The sequence below is a fragment of the Nitrosomonas sp. H1_AOB3 genome, from assembly GCF_015709435.1.
Lineage (GTDB): Bacteria > Pseudomonadota > Gammaproteobacteria > Burkholderiales > Nitrosomonadaceae > Nitrosomonas > Nitrosomonas europaea.
Genome location: NZ_CP054389.1, coordinates 861,092 through 876,515 on the forward strand (window position 1 = coordinate 861,092; position 15,424 = coordinate 876,515).

At 49.1% G+C, this 15,424-nt stretch carries 12 protein-coding genes; 6 read left to right on the plus strand and 6 right to left on the minus strand.

All coding sequences use genetic code 11. From position 1 onward, the window contains the following. Positions 1 to 13 precede the first annotated feature (13 nt). The 4 genes from HRU73_RS04165 to HRU73_RS04180 form a co-directional block, all read right to left on the minus strand. Positions 14 to 1,372, minus strand: coding sequence for a helix-hairpin-helix domain-containing protein (locus HRU73_RS04165; protein WP_287399577.1), 1,359 nt, complete (start codon positions 1,370 to 1,372; stop codon positions 14 to 16). Between the two features lie 34 nt (positions 1,373 to 1,406). Continuing rightward, positions 1,407 to 2,159 (minus strand): alpha/beta fold hydrolase, encoded by a 753-nt coding sequence (locus tag HRU73_RS04170; RefSeq protein WP_287399578.1) that lies wholly within the window; start codon positions 2,157 to 2,159, stop codon positions 1,407 to 1,409. A 93-nt stretch (positions 2,160 to 2,252) separates the two neighbouring features. Then, a complete protein-coding gene (gene argA / locus HRU73_RS04175) occupies positions 2,253 to 3,587 on the minus strand; it encodes an amino-acid N-acetyltransferase (RefSeq protein WP_287399579.1) in 1,335 nt (444 codons plus the stop codon). Positions 3,588 to 3,610: 23 nt separating this feature from the next. After that, positions 3,611 to 4,369: a 16S rRNA (uracil(1498)-N(3))-methyltransferase gene (locus tag HRU73_RS04180; protein ID WP_287399580.1), complete on the minus strand. Its 759-nt coding sequence runs from the start codon at positions 4,367 to 4,369 to the stop codon at positions 3,611 to 3,613. A gap of 96 nt (positions 4,370 to 4,465) precedes the next feature. On the opposite strand from HRU73_RS04180, the gene HRU73_RS04185 reads away from it, so the two are divergent. Beyond that, positions 4,466 to 5,023: a thioredoxin family protein gene (locus HRU73_RS04185; protein ID WP_287399582.1), complete on the plus strand. Its 558-nt coding sequence runs from the start codon at positions 4,466 to 4,468 to the stop codon at positions 5,021 to 5,023. Further along, positions 5,008 to 5,829 carry an inositol monophosphatase family protein gene (locus HRU73_RS04190; protein ID WP_287399584.1) on the plus strand — a complete coding sequence of 274 codons (822 nt, stop codon included), beginning with the start codon at positions 5,008 to 5,010 and terminating at the stop codon, positions 5,827 to 5,829. Before HRU73_RS04185 ends, HRU73_RS04190 begins: the two co-directional genes overlap by 16 nt. Positions 5,830 to 5,977: 148 nt before the next feature. Here HRU73_RS04190 and HRU73_RS04195 read toward each other — a convergent pair whose 3' ends face one another. Next, a complete protein-coding gene (locus HRU73_RS04195; RefSeq protein WP_287399585.1) occupies positions 5,978 to 7,597 on the minus strand; it encodes a multicopper oxidase family protein in 1,620 nt (539 codons plus the stop codon). Between the two features lie 261 nt (positions 7,598 to 7,858). Here HRU73_RS04195 and HRU73_RS04200 point away from each other — a divergent pair, with 261 nt between their 5' ends. Both HRU73_RS04200 and HRU73_RS04205 read left to right on the plus strand, forming a co-directional pair. Then, the gene (locus HRU73_RS04200) at positions 7,859 to 9,520 is read left to right on the plus strand and encodes an alginate export family protein (protein WP_287399586.1); all 1,662 of its coding nucleotides are present in this window, start codon (positions 7,859 to 7,861) and stop codon (positions 9,518 to 9,520) included. 51 nt (positions 9,521 to 9,571) lie between these two features. Then, the gene (locus tag HRU73_RS04205) at positions 9,572 to 9,907 is read left to right on the plus strand and encodes an NrfJ (protein ID WP_276678853.1); all 336 of its coding nucleotides are present in this window, start codon (positions 9,572 to 9,574) and stop codon (positions 9,905 to 9,907) included. Positions 9,908 to 9,946: 39 nt separating this feature from the next. Here the strand turns inward: HRU73_RS04205 and uvrB are convergent, their stop codons facing one another. Further along, a complete protein-coding gene (gene uvrB, locus HRU73_RS04210) occupies positions 9,947 to 12,034 on the minus strand; it encodes an excinuclease ABC subunit UvrB (protein ID WP_276678852.1) in 2,088 nt (695 codons plus the stop codon). A gap of 74 nt (positions 12,035 to 12,108) precedes the next feature. Between uvrB and HRU73_RS04215 the strand changes: the two genes are divergently transcribed. Further along, complete coding sequence (locus HRU73_RS04215; protein ID WP_287399588.1) at positions 12,109 to 13,302, plus strand: pyridoxal phosphate-dependent aminotransferase; 1,194 nt, start codon at positions 12,109 to 12,111, stop codon at positions 13,300 to 13,302. Between the two features lie 960 nt (positions 13,303 to 14,262). Next, positions 14,263 to 15,378 carry a hypothetical protein gene (locus HRU73_RS04220; protein ID WP_287399590.1) on the plus strand — a complete coding sequence of 372 codons (1,116 nt, stop codon included), beginning with the start codon at positions 14,263 to 14,265 and terminating at the stop codon, positions 15,376 to 15,378. The last annotated feature ends 46 nt before the right edge of the window (positions 15,379 to 15,424 follow it).

The following is a 15,424-nucleotide window of genomic DNA, read 5'->3' on the forward strand; positions in this document are numbered from 1 at the left end:
CATGAGTCGATCATCAGGATTTATTTGAAATTGTTTCCTGATCAGCAGCACTGTTTTCATCACGCATGGAATGAGGTATGTCAGTGGCCAAATCGCGGGGATCTGCCAGATATCTGAGAATGCGAATTTTGTCATCGAGATCATGTTTTTCGTTCTTGAGACTGGCGACGATCAGTTCAATCGGGTCTGCAGCGCCATTCTGTAATTTAACCGTGCGGTAGAAATGAACGAAATCATCCAATGAAACAATGCCGGTGCAATTGACGAACGCGTGATAATCGTTCCGGAGATGACCGTGTAAACGTGCCTGACTGATCCACTGCACGAGTTGCTGGTAACTGAAACCGGTTCGCAGGGCGATATCCAGCGCATTGGCATTAGCCAGATTTTCAATATTGTCGTATCCCTCCCGTTTCAGAAGAATTTCCTGGTTATAGTTGATACCCGGTAAATCTGAGAGTGGTGAGGCAAATTCGTGAATCCGGACTAAACCAAGTGCCTTGGTTGCGATATTTTCGAGAAATACCAGACCACGATCAGGAAAATGGCCGATGAAGAAACTCCATACGGGCAGACTTCTGATTAGGATTGCATCGGGTTCTGAAAATTTGTCGGGATCGATCAGGAAATAACTCAGAACCACCGCCAGTAAAGATCCCGTAATCATGCGCACACTGCTGTTGATAAAGATGTTGGGCGTCATATCCAGAGTGAAGTAGCTCCGGACCATTAACCCGATAAAGTAGACATACCCGCCCAGGAAGCCAAACTGAAACGCGGTCAGGGTATAGACGAGGACGTTGATATAGTCTCTGTTTCCTACCATGTAAGATTTCATGTACGTGCCAAGCATTAGAAAGTTGGCTCCTTTGCTGTAATCGACTCCGTTAGCGTATGCCAGATCCGGAAGTGCCAACGGAGCCGGTTTCAGCAGCAAGATGATCATGCAGCCAAACATCACCACGAACATCAGGCTCATCATGCTACCAAGATAACTGCGTATGCTGGAAATCTTGCTCAGGTAATTCTGAATATAGTTGCTGTTGGCGGAATAGATCGCGGGCGGAAGTTCCCGTTGCAGGCGGCGCTTCTTTTCCTCGCGCATCGAGCTGGTATAACAAAGTGTGATCAGTGGAATAATCCCGACAGCGAAAACCAGCAATACCAGGTTATATTGAAAAAATATGGGATCAAACCATGACGCGATCTGCCTGTAGGGCGAGGTATTTACCGTATCTTCCAGCAGGTGGGGTGGCTGCATGCTGGCATAGAATAAAAACAGTACCATGCCGATAAAAAGCGCATTCGCCGCAATGAACAAGCTTGGGTAAAAGTAAAAGATAAAGTTTCTTCCAGATTTCTCGCCAGACATTTTTATCCTCCCAAGCTTGAAGAATGGTTAAACGTTATGAGTGATTTTCAGTAAGTTCCCGCACCAGATTGAGATAAAACTGAAGATGATTAAACGGTCGTGCTTTGCGTGCATCCGGCCAGGCGAAACTCCAGCCGGTCAGTTCAAAATGGTCTGCCTGCAATACATCTCTGAATTCTCCCCATTGTGCCGATGCCACGGGCACCATCCCGTCATTATCGCCACTGTTTGCAGCAATCTTGTTTCCCCAGGAACGCAGAATGAATGACATGTCAGTAGGGCAGCGCGTACTCGCATACGAGCAATATCTGACATCCTTCCGATTACTGATTTCTATGTTGAATCGGGCGCATGATTCGGGGGTTAAATCATTGACGGCGGGTATGGAAATGGAGTGCATCAAACGAAAGCACATATCTGATCCTTCGATAGTCCATTTTGCTAAAGGTGATCCATGATGAGGCGTGGCAACCGTGGTTAAACTCCGTACCCGGTGCATCGGGTCCAGATGGTGGATCAAATATCGGCAATCCAGACCCCCCATACTATGCGCGATCAGATCGATACGATCCGCGCTGATGTGAGCTAAGAAATTTGCCAGAACACGTGCGCGATCTTCGATATATCCGGTAGCAGGTAATTCTGGAAAGAGAACCTGCCGAGTGCTGTTCCTCAAACTGGAGCGCAGATTCCGGAAATAATGCACCCTTTTTCCGAAAATGGAAAAAGATGAAAAACCCAGCAATCCATGAACAAAAATGATAGCCCCGTTGTTTGGATCACTCATCACATCTCCCTATAAAAAAACAGGTTTCCCATTGTTACAAACTACTCATCACCCTTACCGCAAGATATTGACCAGAGCAGTATCTGTGGTTCTTCAGATCAATTTGACGAATACCTTGGAACGCCGCTGGTAGTTGTAAAAATTCTGTTTCAGTCGAGGAAGCTGGTCAGGGGTGGTTTCCGAAAAGCCGCGTTCTACGAACCAGTGAGTGGTACGGGTGGTGAGTGCGAACAGGCGGCGGTAACCTTGTTCCCTGGCCCGATCTTCAAGGTGATCGATCAGTATCCGGCCGATACCTGCCTTGCGATATTCGGGGTGTACTGCGAGGCAGGCCAGTTCGCATGCCTTGTCATCCGGGAAAGGGTAGAGTGCCGCACAAGCAATGATCATGTTGTCGTGTTCGATCACTGTGAAGCGCTCAATTTCCATTTCCAGCAATTCCCGGTTGCGCCGTACCAGGATACCTGCATTCTCTAATGGTTCGATCAATTGGAGAATAGCACCGATGTCTTCGATTTCAGCCTGGCGGATGATTTGCAACGGGTCACGTGTGATCATGCTGCCAATACCGCTATGAGTGAACAGTTCGAGCAGCAGTGCGCCATCGATATGGCGGCTGACGAGATGAACGCGCTTCACTCCCTTTTCACACGCATGTAACGCCCATGGCAGGTAGAGCCGGGTATCCTCATCCGGCTGATCTGTTGCTGTTTCCATTGTTGCAAGTAGTGTTTTACCCTGCCTGACAGTGAGTTCCGGCAGTAATACGGCGCCTGATTCAGTTTGCTGCCGGATTCCTGGTGTATCCACCAGAAAAATTAATTTATCGGCCTGGAGAGCGGCAGCTACTTCAGCGGCAATATTTTCCAGCGTCAGGTTGAAAATTTCCCCTGTCGGCGAATAACCCAGAGGGGAGAGCAGTACTACCGTCCCTTGTTCGAGCTGATCGAGAATTGCCGTGGTATTGATACGACGTACTTCTCCCGTATATTGCAGATCCACGCCTTCCAACACACCGACCGGCCGGGCGGTTACGAAGTTACCGCTGGCTACCCGTATGGCGGCATTGGCCATGGGTGTGTTGGGTAAGCCCATCGACAGCAGGGCTTCGATCTCGACTCGTACTTTGCCGACGGCTTCTTTCACACATTGCAGGGTTGCAGCATCAGTAACACGCATGCCCTGCACATAGCTCATTTCCTGCTGATTTGCCCGAAGCCGGGATTCAATTTGCGGGCGTGCACCATGTACCAGCACCAGTTGGATGCCGAGGCTGGCAAGCAGATTGAAATCCTGCACCAGCTCAACGAATTTTCCGTTCTCAACGACTTCACCCCCGAAAGCGATGACGAAGACTTTTCCATGGCTGGCATGGATATGGGGGGTGACGGAACGAAACCAGGTGACAAATTCGGTATCCGATTTCATGGCTGATCAAAATAGAAATGTTATCAATAGTCCCCCCAGAGCGTCTGAGCGGCGGCAATGGCAGCCAGTGCTGCGCTTTCGGTGCGCAGAATGCGGTTGCCCAGGCGAACGGGTATGAATCCAGCGAGGTGGGCGGCATCAGTCTCTTCCCCGGTGAATCCCCCTTCCGGGCCCGTCAGTAAGGTCAGGCATTCTCCGGTCCGGGGAGGGGATAATTCGACCAGGCGCTGATGGGCAGCGGGGGAAAGCATGATATCGTGCCCGGCTGGGTTGTCGTTTTTGTATTTTTCTGCCAATTTCTGTTCCAGCCAGTGTGACAGGGGCATGAGCGGCAAAAGTAGAGGGATTTGGTTCCTTCCACATTGCTCACAGGCAGCAATGATGATTTTCTGCCAGTGCTGTTCGCGTTTATCAGCACGTTCTCCGGTGAGCCGAATGAGGGTACGGCGGGTGATCAGGGGTTGTATGCGGGTAGCGCCCTGTTCAATCGCTTTCTGGATGATCCAGTCCATTTTTTCATTGGCACAAACGGCTTGCGCGAGTTCGATCATCAGTGGAGATTCGCGCTCGACCGGCAGATGGCGTTCGATTCTGACCTGACAGCCTGATTTGCTGATTTGTTCGAGGCGGCCGGAGAACTCGCCACCGGTTCCATCGAACAATGTGACAGCGTCTCCTGGTTTCAATCGAAGCACTTGAGCTGCATGATGGCTGGTATCGCTGTTCAGCGTAATCCATTCGGCATCACGGATAGGGGGAGTATGGAAAAAGCGTGCTGTCATGTGGAACGGTTAAATGGTCGGGAAGAAAATGGAGCAAAAAACTTCTGTGATAGTATAGGCAAGAATACCGTCAATTATTAGAAAAGGAGTAGTTGAATGGCGAGTCTGGAAACACCAGTTTGTAATTTTGGCTGGAAGGCGGTGGATTTCGATCTTCCCGGCGTGGATGGCAAGCGTTACAACCTGGCCTCGGTGATGGGTGAAAATGGATTGCTGGTCATGTTCATATGTAACCATTGTCCTTACGTGAAAGCTATTCGCGACCGGATCATCCGGGATACCAGAGAGCTTGCTGAACACGGTATCGGTGCAATTGCCATCATGTCCAACGACCCGGCAGATTATCCGGAAGATTCATTCGAAAATATGGCTAAAGTAGCCCGGGAATATGCCTATCCGTTTCCTTATGTGCAGGATGAAACTCAGGAAATCGCCAAGGTATATGGTGCGGTTTGCACGCCGGATTTCTTTGGTTTCAATAACAAGTTGGAGCTGCAGTATCGTGGCCGGATGGATGCTTCCCGCAAAGAAGCCGCGCCTGCCGATGCTTGCCGGGAGTTGTTTGAAGCCATGGTTCAGGTAGCCAGAACCGGACGCGGGCCCGAGGAGCAGATTCCGAGTATCGGTTGTTCGATCAAATGGCGGGAAGATTGAACGTGCTGGAACGTGTCATCCAGGCCGTGAGGGAAGTTGCGCATGAAGAGATCATGTCGCGCTATCTGCAGGTGGAACGTATCTATAAGGCAGATGGCAGTTTTTATACCGAAGCGGATCTGGCTGCTCAGGGAAGTCTGCTGGGGCGGCTGCATGAAATTGCGCCTGTTGCGATGATCGGCGAAGAAATGTCGGAATCAGAGCAGCTGGCACAATGGGAAGCAGGGCAGGACGGATTGTGGAGTATCGATCCGATCGACGGCACCTCTAATTTTCTGAACGGATTGCCTTATTTTGCGGTTTCTGTGGCGCTGATGCGGGGCGGCAGAAGTGTGCTGGGTGTGGTCTACAATCCGGCAACGGATGAAATGTTCTACGCTGAGCAGGGGAAGGGGGCTTTTCTCAACGGTAAGGCATTGCCTTTTTCCAGACGAAAAATTCCATTGAACAAAGCAATAGCCAATGTCGATTTCAAGCGGCTGGATCGCCGGCTGGCGGTGGAAATCGTTTCCAGACCTCCCTATTCCTCACAGCGTAATTACGGTACCTGCACACTGGAATGGTGCTATACCGCCGCGGGATATTTTGATCTGTATCTGCATGGTGGCCAAAAGCCGTGGGATTATGCCGCCGGCTGTCTGATTCTCGAAGAAGCCGGGGGGCATCGCTGCACGCTGAGCGAAGATGATTACTGGTCCGGCAATCCCTGGCGCCGTTCAGTCATTGGTGCGCTTGATGAAGATTTGTTTGCGTTGTGGCGCGACTGGATCAGATCGCGGGTATCGGATATCGACAATCTCCGTTGATGGGTTTTTTGAGAGATTTTTCAAAAAAACTTGCAGCAGATCAGTTTCAAGAAATACAACAGCGTGGCCTGTCTTGCTGCGGTGTAATCGTACCCGATTGATGGTGCTTGAGCAGGAGCTATCTGCACTTGCTTCTATCGACCAGTATTCAGCTGACAAAGAAATTGCGCATCATGCCCATGTCTTCATGTTCCAGATTGTCACAGTGGTAAAGAAACAGACCCGTGTAGTCCATAAAGGGTTTGATGATTTCGACCTCTTCCCCGGGCATGACCAGCACGGTATCTTTCCAGCCACTGTTGATGAATCCATCCTTGACCGTAGCATAAGCATTGTCAGCGTAGCCGGGTTTACGTGACAGAATCTGGAATTGCTGGCCGTGAAGATGAATCGGATGGGGTAGTGCCATCATCATGCCCATCATTCCGCCTCCCTGGCCGCCGCGCATTCCCCTTCCCATTCCTCCGCCCATTGCCGGGTTGGCATTGGAGATCCGGATCTTTTGCACGGTATTCAACGGGATTCTTTCCTGTTCGGTGTAATCCAGCATCTCAAAGATTCTGCCATTGAGATTGAATGTCATACGACGCATGCCGATGTTGATCGGTACCGTCTTGTCAGGATTGGAAACATCTTTTACGGTCAGGCGGTGTATGGGAACCAGTGTATCCGGCAATTTGGGTGAATCACTGACCTGTTCGGTGATGGTGAATCTGACGAGCGTATCTTTGCTGCCCTGATCCACTGCACCTTCCTGCATACCCATTCCCCCCCTGCCACCGCGCATTCCACCTCCCATGCCCATGGAAAATCCCTGATACGGCAACGTTTGCAGAGCCAGCTCGGATCCGGTTTTGTGTCCGCTGAAATCGACCCAGAGCTCCACCCGTTCTGCCGGGCTCAGCATGATATAGGGAAAAGTTTCCGGTTTTTCCAGTAATCCGCCGTCGGTGCCGATGGCTGTAATCGGAGAGCCATCGCTCCAGCCCAGTTTGTAGATTCTGGCGTTTGAGCCATTCAGGATGCGAAGACGGTAGGCACGTGTTTTTACAGGGATAACATGGTTGCGCTGGCCATTTACCAGAATGGTATCGCCCAGGAAACCCTGCATACGCTGACGCATGGTCAGCGAATAATGCAACTGATTACCGGACGTGAAACTGCGATCTTGGATGACCAGCGGGATATCGAATTCACCACTGGGCAGATCCAGCTTGCGTTCAGCTTCATCTGTAATGGTGATGAGTCCGGTGAGGCCCTGATACACCTGTCTGGCAGTCATTTCATGTGTGTGTGAATGATACCAGTTGGTACCGGCAGGATTTTTTACCTCAAACTCGTAGACATACTGTTCACCCTGCAGAATGGCATACATCGGATGTCCATCCATGATCTGCGGTACATGCATACCGTGCCAATGAGTAACACAGGGCTCCGGTAATTGATTGTAGAAAAATATTCGGACTCTCTGACCTTGCTCGAGGTTGAGAATGGGCCCCAGATAGCCGGGTAGTTGTTTGATGGCGGCCTGTGGGCCTTTCAACAATTTCCCGGTGTACTTGAGTACACGGGTAGCGGCTCCTGGCAGAATCGGGACTTCAGCCGTTTGTGCGGTCAATGCGATTTCGACATCCGGTTTAAATGTCTTATCGGGTGCCTGGTTGAGGTGACGATTTGCTGTGGATGCAAAACCGGGAATGGAAGTAGTGAGTGTTCCTAATGCTGCATATTGCAAGAATCGGCGACGATTGAAATCGATATTTGTCATGGCAGTCAGCTGTCTGTTTTGGATGATTATTTGAATCCTTCATTTTCGGATATCAAGCGTAACAGCTTACATAAAGGATGCACGGGTGTGGTGAAAAATCCACATGATCTCAGAAAACATGGATTTCTCCCTCCGGTTTATCCCGGAATGCAAAGTGAATACGTGTAAAATTTACGAAAAAATTGATTCCGGGATGTTTCAAGGTCTGGTGCCGTTACCGGAAGCGTGTAACGATCTCTTTTATATGGTGATTATTTCAAAATGCATACAACTGACCCTGCGGGATGGTGTTCCAATCGGAATAGTTTGATCAGGAAATTGCTGACATCGTTTATCGGCAGCTCATCTGGGGCAGTCAAAATTTGCCGGAAAGCAGCAATCGTTTCTTTTATCCTTGCAACCGGAAGCAGCCAGCTATTTGCCAGCGGGAGCAGTCTCGCGGCAACTCAGGTCGACTGGTCCAAGGCGCCCCCTGTTTCGCCGCCTCCTCGTGCCGGTATTTTTGTCAAGCTGCCAATGGGGCCCGGGTATTTCTCGTTGCTGGATCTGATCGATGGTAACGGGCGGGAAAAGCCGCAGGTTGATCCTTTGCCGTCTTCTGCTCTGACGACGACTCCGGCTTTCGATTTTGATTTCCGCTATCTTGAACAGCCGGGCCACGATAAAGATTTTTTCGATCCGGTCAAACGTATCCATCTGGGCAGTGACTGGTTGCTGTCCTTCGGCGGCAGTTTTTGGTATCGCTATATGCATGAAACGGACAGCCGCTTGAATGCAGCCGGGATCAATAATGACTACCATTTGTTACGGACACGGCTTCATGCCGATCTCTGGTATCAGGATCAGTTCCGGCTGTTTGCCGAGATGCTGGATGCGCGTGCATTAGGGCTGGATCTGCCAGCTTTGGCAATCGATAAGAACCATACCGACATGCTCAATCTGTTTGCGGATGTCAAGCTGGGGCAGTTCATGGACGGGCTGGCTTATCTGCGGGTGGGGCGTCAGGAACTTTTGTACGGATCACAACGGCTGATATCGACATTGGACTGGGCAAATACGCGCCGGACATTTCAGGGAGTAAAGACTTTCTGGCAGACCCCCGCGTTCAATCTGGATGCATTCTGGGTGCGACCGATGGTAACTGAGCCCAACCAGTTCGATAACTGGGACAAAGATCGCAACTTTGTCGGTTTGTGGGGGACTTACAAGGCCATTCCGGGCCAGGTGCTCGATCTGTATTATCTGAGTTTGATTGATAACCGAAACGTCTCCCCGGCCAATATCACCCAGGGCAATGTGCTGCAGGGAGATTCGGTCCTGCATACGATCGGCGCACGCTGGGTGGGTGATTATGAGCGTATTCTCTACGAGCTGGAAGGCATGTATCAATTCGGAAAACGTTCTCACCTCGATATTTCGGCTTTTTCAATCGCTTCCGGAGTGGGTTATCAGTTACCGCTTCCGATGAATCCTCAGTTCTGGTTGCGTTATGATTTTGCCTCGGGGGATAAAAATCATCGTGACGGGCGCAGCAATACGTTCAACCAGCTTTTTCCGTTCGGTCACTATTATTTTGGCTATATCGACCAGGTAGGGCGGCAGAATATCCACGATTTCAATGCCCAGTTCACTTTGCATCCGCAACCATGGGTGACATTTCTCGGCCAGTACCATCGTTTTTATCTGGCGAATAAACGGGATTACCTGTATAACGCGGCCGGGGCAGGGACGATACGCGATATTACCGGCCAATCGGGTCGCCATGTTGGAGATGAAATAGATTTTACGATCAATTTTCATCTCAGTCGTCATCAGGATGTATTACTGGGGTATTCAAAACTTTTTACCGGTGAATTCCTCAAAAATACGCGCCCCGGTGTTTCGCCTGATTTATTCTATGCGCAATATAATTTCCGGTTCTGATCAACTGACCGGTCAGGCTTTTTTCACACTCTTATAAAGGAAGAAATCAAAATGTTCAGAACGGTATCTGCTGTGATTCTGGCAATTTTACTCATGAGTTTCAATTTGTCTGCCGCCCGGGCAGAAGGGGCATCTGGAGTTGAAACGATGCCTGCGAACGAGGGGGTTGTCGTTTCCTCGATCGATGCGGCGGGGTATACCTATATGGAGCTTGCGAATGGAGGCAAAAAATTCTGGATAGCAGCACCGACGACCAAGGTCAGTAATGGCGAGCATATCCGTTTCGTGGAAAGTATGAGAATGCATAATTTCACCAGCAAAACACTGAACCGGACCTTTAGTGAGCTGATTTTCGTTACATCTACCCAGGCCAAAATAGAGAAGTAAAATAGATTTTTCGCCGGGATGGAGGTAATCCGGTTACGGTTATCTGCCAGCTTTTCTGCGTGATTTTTTACCAGCCGTTTGTGGTACTTCCCTGATCTCATCAGGGTCTATCATGCCAATGAAGAGTTTGCTTCTGAGGTTCTTTATTTCATCGCGATACTGGGCAGCCTGTTCGAATTCCATATTCCTGGCTGCTTCCAGCATACTTTTTTCCAGCCGCTGAATTTCCTTTGCAAGTTGTGCCTCGTTCATTGCCGCATAGCGAGCCTGAATCTGTGCGACTTTCCGATGTTCTGCAGCATTTTCACTGTCGTAAACGCCATCGATTAAATCCTTGATCCGTTTGTTGACTCCGCGCGGCGTAATATTATTTTGCTGATTGAACAGCTTCTGTTTGTTGCGTCGCCGTTCGGTTTCATCAATGGCTCGTCGCATCGAATTAGTGATTTTATCGGCATAAAGGATGACGGTTCCATTGACATGTCGGGCAGCGCGGCCCATGGTTTGAATCAGTGAACGTTCTGATCGCAGAAAACCTTCCTTATCTGCATCTAATATACCAACCAGCGAAACTTCGGGTATATCCAACCCTTCCCGCAACAGATTGATTCCGACCAGAACATCAAATTTTCCAAGGCGTAAATCTCGAATGATCTCGACTCGCTCAACTGTATCGATATCAGAATGCAGATAGCGTACCCGGATGCCGTGATCGGAAAAATAATCAGTCAGATCTTCAGCCATACGTTTGGTCAGGGTAGTGACCAGCACCCGTTCATTCTGAGCAGCACGTAATGAAACTTCTGACATCAGATCATCCACCTGCGTGGTAACCGGGCGAATGATGATTACCGGATCCACCAGGCCGGTCGGCCTTACGACCTGTTCCGCAATTTGGCCGCTGCGCTGTATCTCGTAATCTGCCGGAGTGGCGGAAACGAAAATGGTTTGCGGCATCAGTTTCTCGAATTCCTCGAACCTGAGTGGCCGGTTATCCAGTGCGGAAGGCAGGCGGAACCCGTAGGCAACCAGATTTTCTTTTCTTGAGCGATCTCCTTTGTACATTCCGCCGATCTGGGGAACGGTGACGTGGCTCTCATCGATGATCATCAATGCATTGTCCGGCAGATAGTCGATGAGTGTGGGAGGAGGATCTCCAGGCTGCCGCCCGGACAAGTGGCGTGAGTAGTTTTCGATACCTTTACAAAAACCCAGTTCATTCAGCATTTCCAGATCGAAACGTGTTCGCTGCTCGAGACGCTGAGCTTCTACCAGTTTGTGGTTTTCGTGAAAATAGTTCAATCGTCCGGCAAGCTCGGTTTTGATGGTTTCGATTGCCCGCAGAGTGGTGCTGCGTGGTGTGACGTAATGACTGGAAGGGTAAACCGTGTAACGCGATACTTTTTGCCGGGTTTGTCCGGTGAGCGGATCGAACAGCGTCATGCTTTCTACTTCATCATCGAACAGGGAAATGCGCAGGGCAGTTTCGGAGTTCTCTGCCGGGAAGACATCCAGTACATCACCCCGTACACGAAAGGTCCCGCGTGCGAATTCAAATTCGTTGCGCTGATATTGCATACCTGTCAGGCGCTGAATGATATCGCGCTGCGAGATTTTTTCATGTTCACGAACATGCAGGATCATGCCGTGATAATCGACCGGATCACCAATACCGTAAATGCAGGATACCGTTGCAACAATGATGGCATCTTCTCGCTCCAGCAGAGATTTTGTGGCAGAGAGACGCATCTGTTCGATATGTTCGTTGATACTCGAATCCTTTTCTATGAACAGATCGCGGGAGGGTACGTAAGCTTCCGGCTGATAGTAGTCGTAATAGGAGACAAAATACTCGACCGCATTTTCCGGGAAGAATTCGCGCATTTCAGCATATAGCTGCGCAGCCAGTGTCTTGTTGGGCGCCATGATGATGGCCGGCCGGCCCAATCGTGCAATCATATTGGCGATGGTGAAGGTTTTGCCGGATCCGGTTACGCCGAGCAATGTCTGGAAAGATAAGCCTGATTCTATTCCTTCCACCAGTATGCGGATTGCTTCCGGCTGATCACCTGCTGGCTGGAATGCCTGATTGAGCTTGTAAGGACTGCCCGGAAAGGTAATAATCACAGGTTCGTTCGCCGTACGAAATTAAACGTTTTTGATTCTAACATGTGCAAATCACCTACATCAGGAGCTGTATCGTGAAACTCTCGCAACGCGTCCAGGCTATCAAACCTTCTCCCACTCTGGCAGTTACTGCCAAAGCTGCCAGACTCAAGGCAGAAGGAAAAAATATCATCGGTCTGGGCGCAGGTGAACCGGATTTCGACACACCGCTGCATATCAAGGACGCAGCGATTACGGCGATCCGTAATGGTTTTACGAAATATACGGCGGTGGGTGGAACTGCATCTTTGAAACAGGCGATCATCTCGAAATTCAAACGGGAAAATTCACTGGAATTTATGCCGGGAGAGATTCTGGTTTCCAGCGGAGGGAAACAAAGCTTCTTCAACCTGGTACTGGCGACGATCGATCCGGGTGATGAAGTCATTATTCCTGCACCTTACTGGGTTTCCTATCCTGATATCGTATTGATTGCCGAGGGGAAGCCTGTTTTTATCGATACCGGCATCGAAGAGAAATTCAAAATCTCACCGGATCAGCTGGAAAAAGCGATCACTCCCAGAACCCGCATGTTCGTCGTCAACAGCCCGAGCAACCCTTCCGGCAGTGTGTACAGTTTAGAAGAACTGCAGGCCCTGGGTGCAGTGTTGCGTAAATACCCGGATATTCTGATTGCTACCGATGATATGTATGAACATATCCTTCTGTCCGGAGATGAGTTTGTCAATATTCTGAACGCCTGTCCTGATCTGAAAGCGCGTACCGTCGTGCTCAACGGGGTATCCAAGGCTTATGCCATGACCGGCTGGCGGATTGGCTACTGTGGTGGGCCGGCAGCAATCATTACCGCGATGGAAAATATTCAATCACAAAGCACATCCAACCCGAATTCTATTGCTCAGGTGGCGGCAGAAGCCGCATTAAATGGGGATCAGTCCTGCATGGTTCCAATGATCGAGGCTTTCCGGGAACGTAACCAGTTTTTGACAAATGCGTTAAATTCCATCGCAGGTATTCACTGTTTGTTATCCGAAGGCGCTTTTTATGCCTTTGTAGATGTAAGGCAGGCTATCAGCCGGTTGAATACTCAACAGATTTTGCAGAACAGCAGTGATATTGCTTTTTGTAACTATGTACTGGAGAAAGCTGAAGTGGCTGCTGTTCCAGGTTCGGCGTTCGGTTGCGAGGGCTATATGCGACTGTCGTTTGCAACTTCCATGGATAACCTGCAGGAAGCTGTCAAACGTATCGCCAGTTTACTGAGCTGATCGATCGACACTTTTTGATGACGTCAGGAACGACTTCTTCCTTGCGTACTGTGCCGTATGAGCCAGGAATAATGTACGGCAAAATTGCTCATATCTTGTAATTTGACCCGGCGCTCAGCAGCCTTATAACAATATTTACTGTTACAGTGAGCTTCTATTCTCTTGATGGTGAGCAGAAGTAGCGCGCTTATTCCGCCTGATCAGACCCCGCTTTTCAGCTTCGCGTAATGCTCCGTACCTGCTGCTGCCATCAAGAAACTCCATAATCCTCTGAAACTGAGTCCGAACGGTTGCAGGGGATCGATCGAGGTATTGTGCAAGAATTTTTGTACTGGTTGTTTCCTTTTCCTGGCTGGCCTCAAGCAAAGTGTAATACGACGGAGGTAAGCGCTTAGATTTATCATGATCCATAAAATTTACTCCGGTTCCGTTGACGTTTGGCTTGGAGAATATTCCCTTGGTACTAATCGAGCAGTTATAAATATCACATTCCAGATAGCTGGCTGGAAAGGCTTGTTTGGATGCATTTACATTCCTTATTTCAGAGCAATAAATATGCCAATAATATAAAACGTTGATTTATATCGACTATATTTTATTTGGCAGAATATTCTTCTCGGGTTGTAAAATTTTCCGACAAAACACGATCGCATCGCTATGGTCTGGTAATTTTATTCAGAACCGGCTGGAAGTAAACATAATCTGGCTGGAGTGGAACAGAAGAGCGCATATGAATGGATACCTTCATTGAAAGAACGACTTCTGCAGTAATCCCTTCTCTGCTTTGCAATTTCGAGTCTTGCTTGTATGCAATTGCAGTATTGCTCTGATAAGCACAATTTTCCTACTATCTCTTCCACAACAAGGGGGCGTCGATAAGCGACAGTTACTTTGTTGAAGTAGCAAAATAGGTGTTACGTAATATCTATGTTTTATTAATCTGATTTAAAGGAAGATACCATGGATCAATTCTCTAAAAAAATTCTGGCTGCCAGTATCGTTCTGGCTTTTGGTTTCGCAGGTAATGTGTGGGCGGCTGAAGGTGCAGGTAGCTCGTTGCCAAACGTAACAGATGCTGCTGGTGCCGGTAAGGGTAGTGGTAACACCGCTGCTAGTGGAGGTAGCTCTTCAACTACCGATAACACCAACAACAGCGATAACAGCACCTACGCTGATAACACCAACAACAGCGACAACAGCAACAACAGCGATAACAGCAACAACAGCGATAACAGCAACAACAGCGATAACAGCAACAACAGCGATAACAGCAACTACGCTGATAACACCAACAACAGCGACAACAGCAACAACAGTGATAACAGCAACTACGCTGATAACACCAACAACAGCGACAACAGCAACAACAGCGACAACAGCAACAACAGCGACAACAGCAACAACAGCGACAACAGCAACAACAGTGATAACAGCACCTACGCTGATAACAGCAACAACAGCGACAATAGCAACAACAGTGATAACAGCACCTACGCTGATAACACCAACAACAGCGACAACAGCGATAACAGCACCAACACTGCTGACAGCAATAACGACAGCAGCAACAACAGCATCAATACTGCTGACAGCTATAACGATAACAGCGATAACAGCGATAACAGCCTAGCTGATGCTAGCGGTCAAGGCGGTGCTGCAGCTAATAACGGTAGTACAGCCACAGCTGACAACAGCAACAATAGCGACAACAGCTCTGCATCCGCAGAAGGCCAATCTGCATCTGCAAATAACGGCGGTACTGCAACTGTAGATAACACCAACAACAGCGATAACAGCCAAACTACAGCAGATAATGGTAGTGCAGCGTCTAATGGTGGTGATGCAACGGCTACCTACTCTGTTAACAATGCAATGCTGGAAGGATCTGTAACAGGTCAATCATCCGGTGGCTTATCAGCTGAAGAAGCTGTTGCACTTGCAGGTGGCACTTTGAGCAACAATATCTCTGATTCGTTTAATGGTGCTGGCCTGAATCAGGTTGCCCAAAATCTGGGATCAAGCTCTTTGATTCAACAACAAGTTAGCTTCCAGGGCAACGTGAACGTTAATCAGTAATAAAGTAAGTTGTACTTTATTGCTTGATGTAATGTAGCGCTTTCAA

Excerpts from the sequence above, each read along its gene's own strand:
- HRU73_RS04165 (WP_287399577.1), bottom strand. The coding sequence starts at position 1,372 with ATGTCTGGCGAGAAATCTGGAAGAAACTTTATCTTTTACTTTTACCCA.
- HRU73_RS04200 (WP_287399586.1), top strand. The coding sequence starts at position 7,859 with ATGCATACAACTGACCCTGCGGGATGGTGTTCCAATCGGAATAGTTTG.
- HRU73_RS04185 (WP_287399582.1), top strand. The coding sequence starts at position 4,466 with ATGGCGAGTCTGGAAACACCAGTTTGTAATTTTGGCTGGAAGGCGGTG.
- HRU73_RS04180 (WP_287399580.1), bottom strand. The coding sequence starts at position 4,369 with ATGACAGCACGCTTTTTCCATACTCCCCCTATCCGTGATGCCGAATGG.
- HRU73_RS04220 (WP_287399590.1), top strand. The coding sequence starts at position 14,263 with ATGGATCAATTCTCTAAAAAAATTCTGGCTGCCAGTATCGTTCTGGCT.
- HRU73_RS04205 (WP_276678853.1), top strand. The coding sequence starts at position 9,572 with ATGTTCAGAACGGTATCTGCTGTGATTCTGGCAATTTTACTCATGAGT.
- HRU73_RS04195 (WP_287399585.1), bottom strand. The coding sequence starts at position 7,597 with ATGACAAATATCGATTTCAATCGTCGCCGATTCTTGCAATATGCAGCA.
- HRU73_RS04190 (WP_287399584.1), top strand. The coding sequence starts at position 5,008 with ATGGCGGGAAGATTGAACGTGCTGGAACGTGTCATCCAGGCCGTGAGG.
- argA (WP_287399579.1), bottom strand. The coding sequence starts at position 3,587 with ATGAAATCGGATACCGAATTTGTCACCTGGTTTCGTTCCGTCACCCCC.
- HRU73_RS04170 (WP_287399578.1), bottom strand. The coding sequence starts at position 2,159 with ATGAGTGATCCAAACAACGGGGCTATCATTTTTGTTCATGGATTGCTG.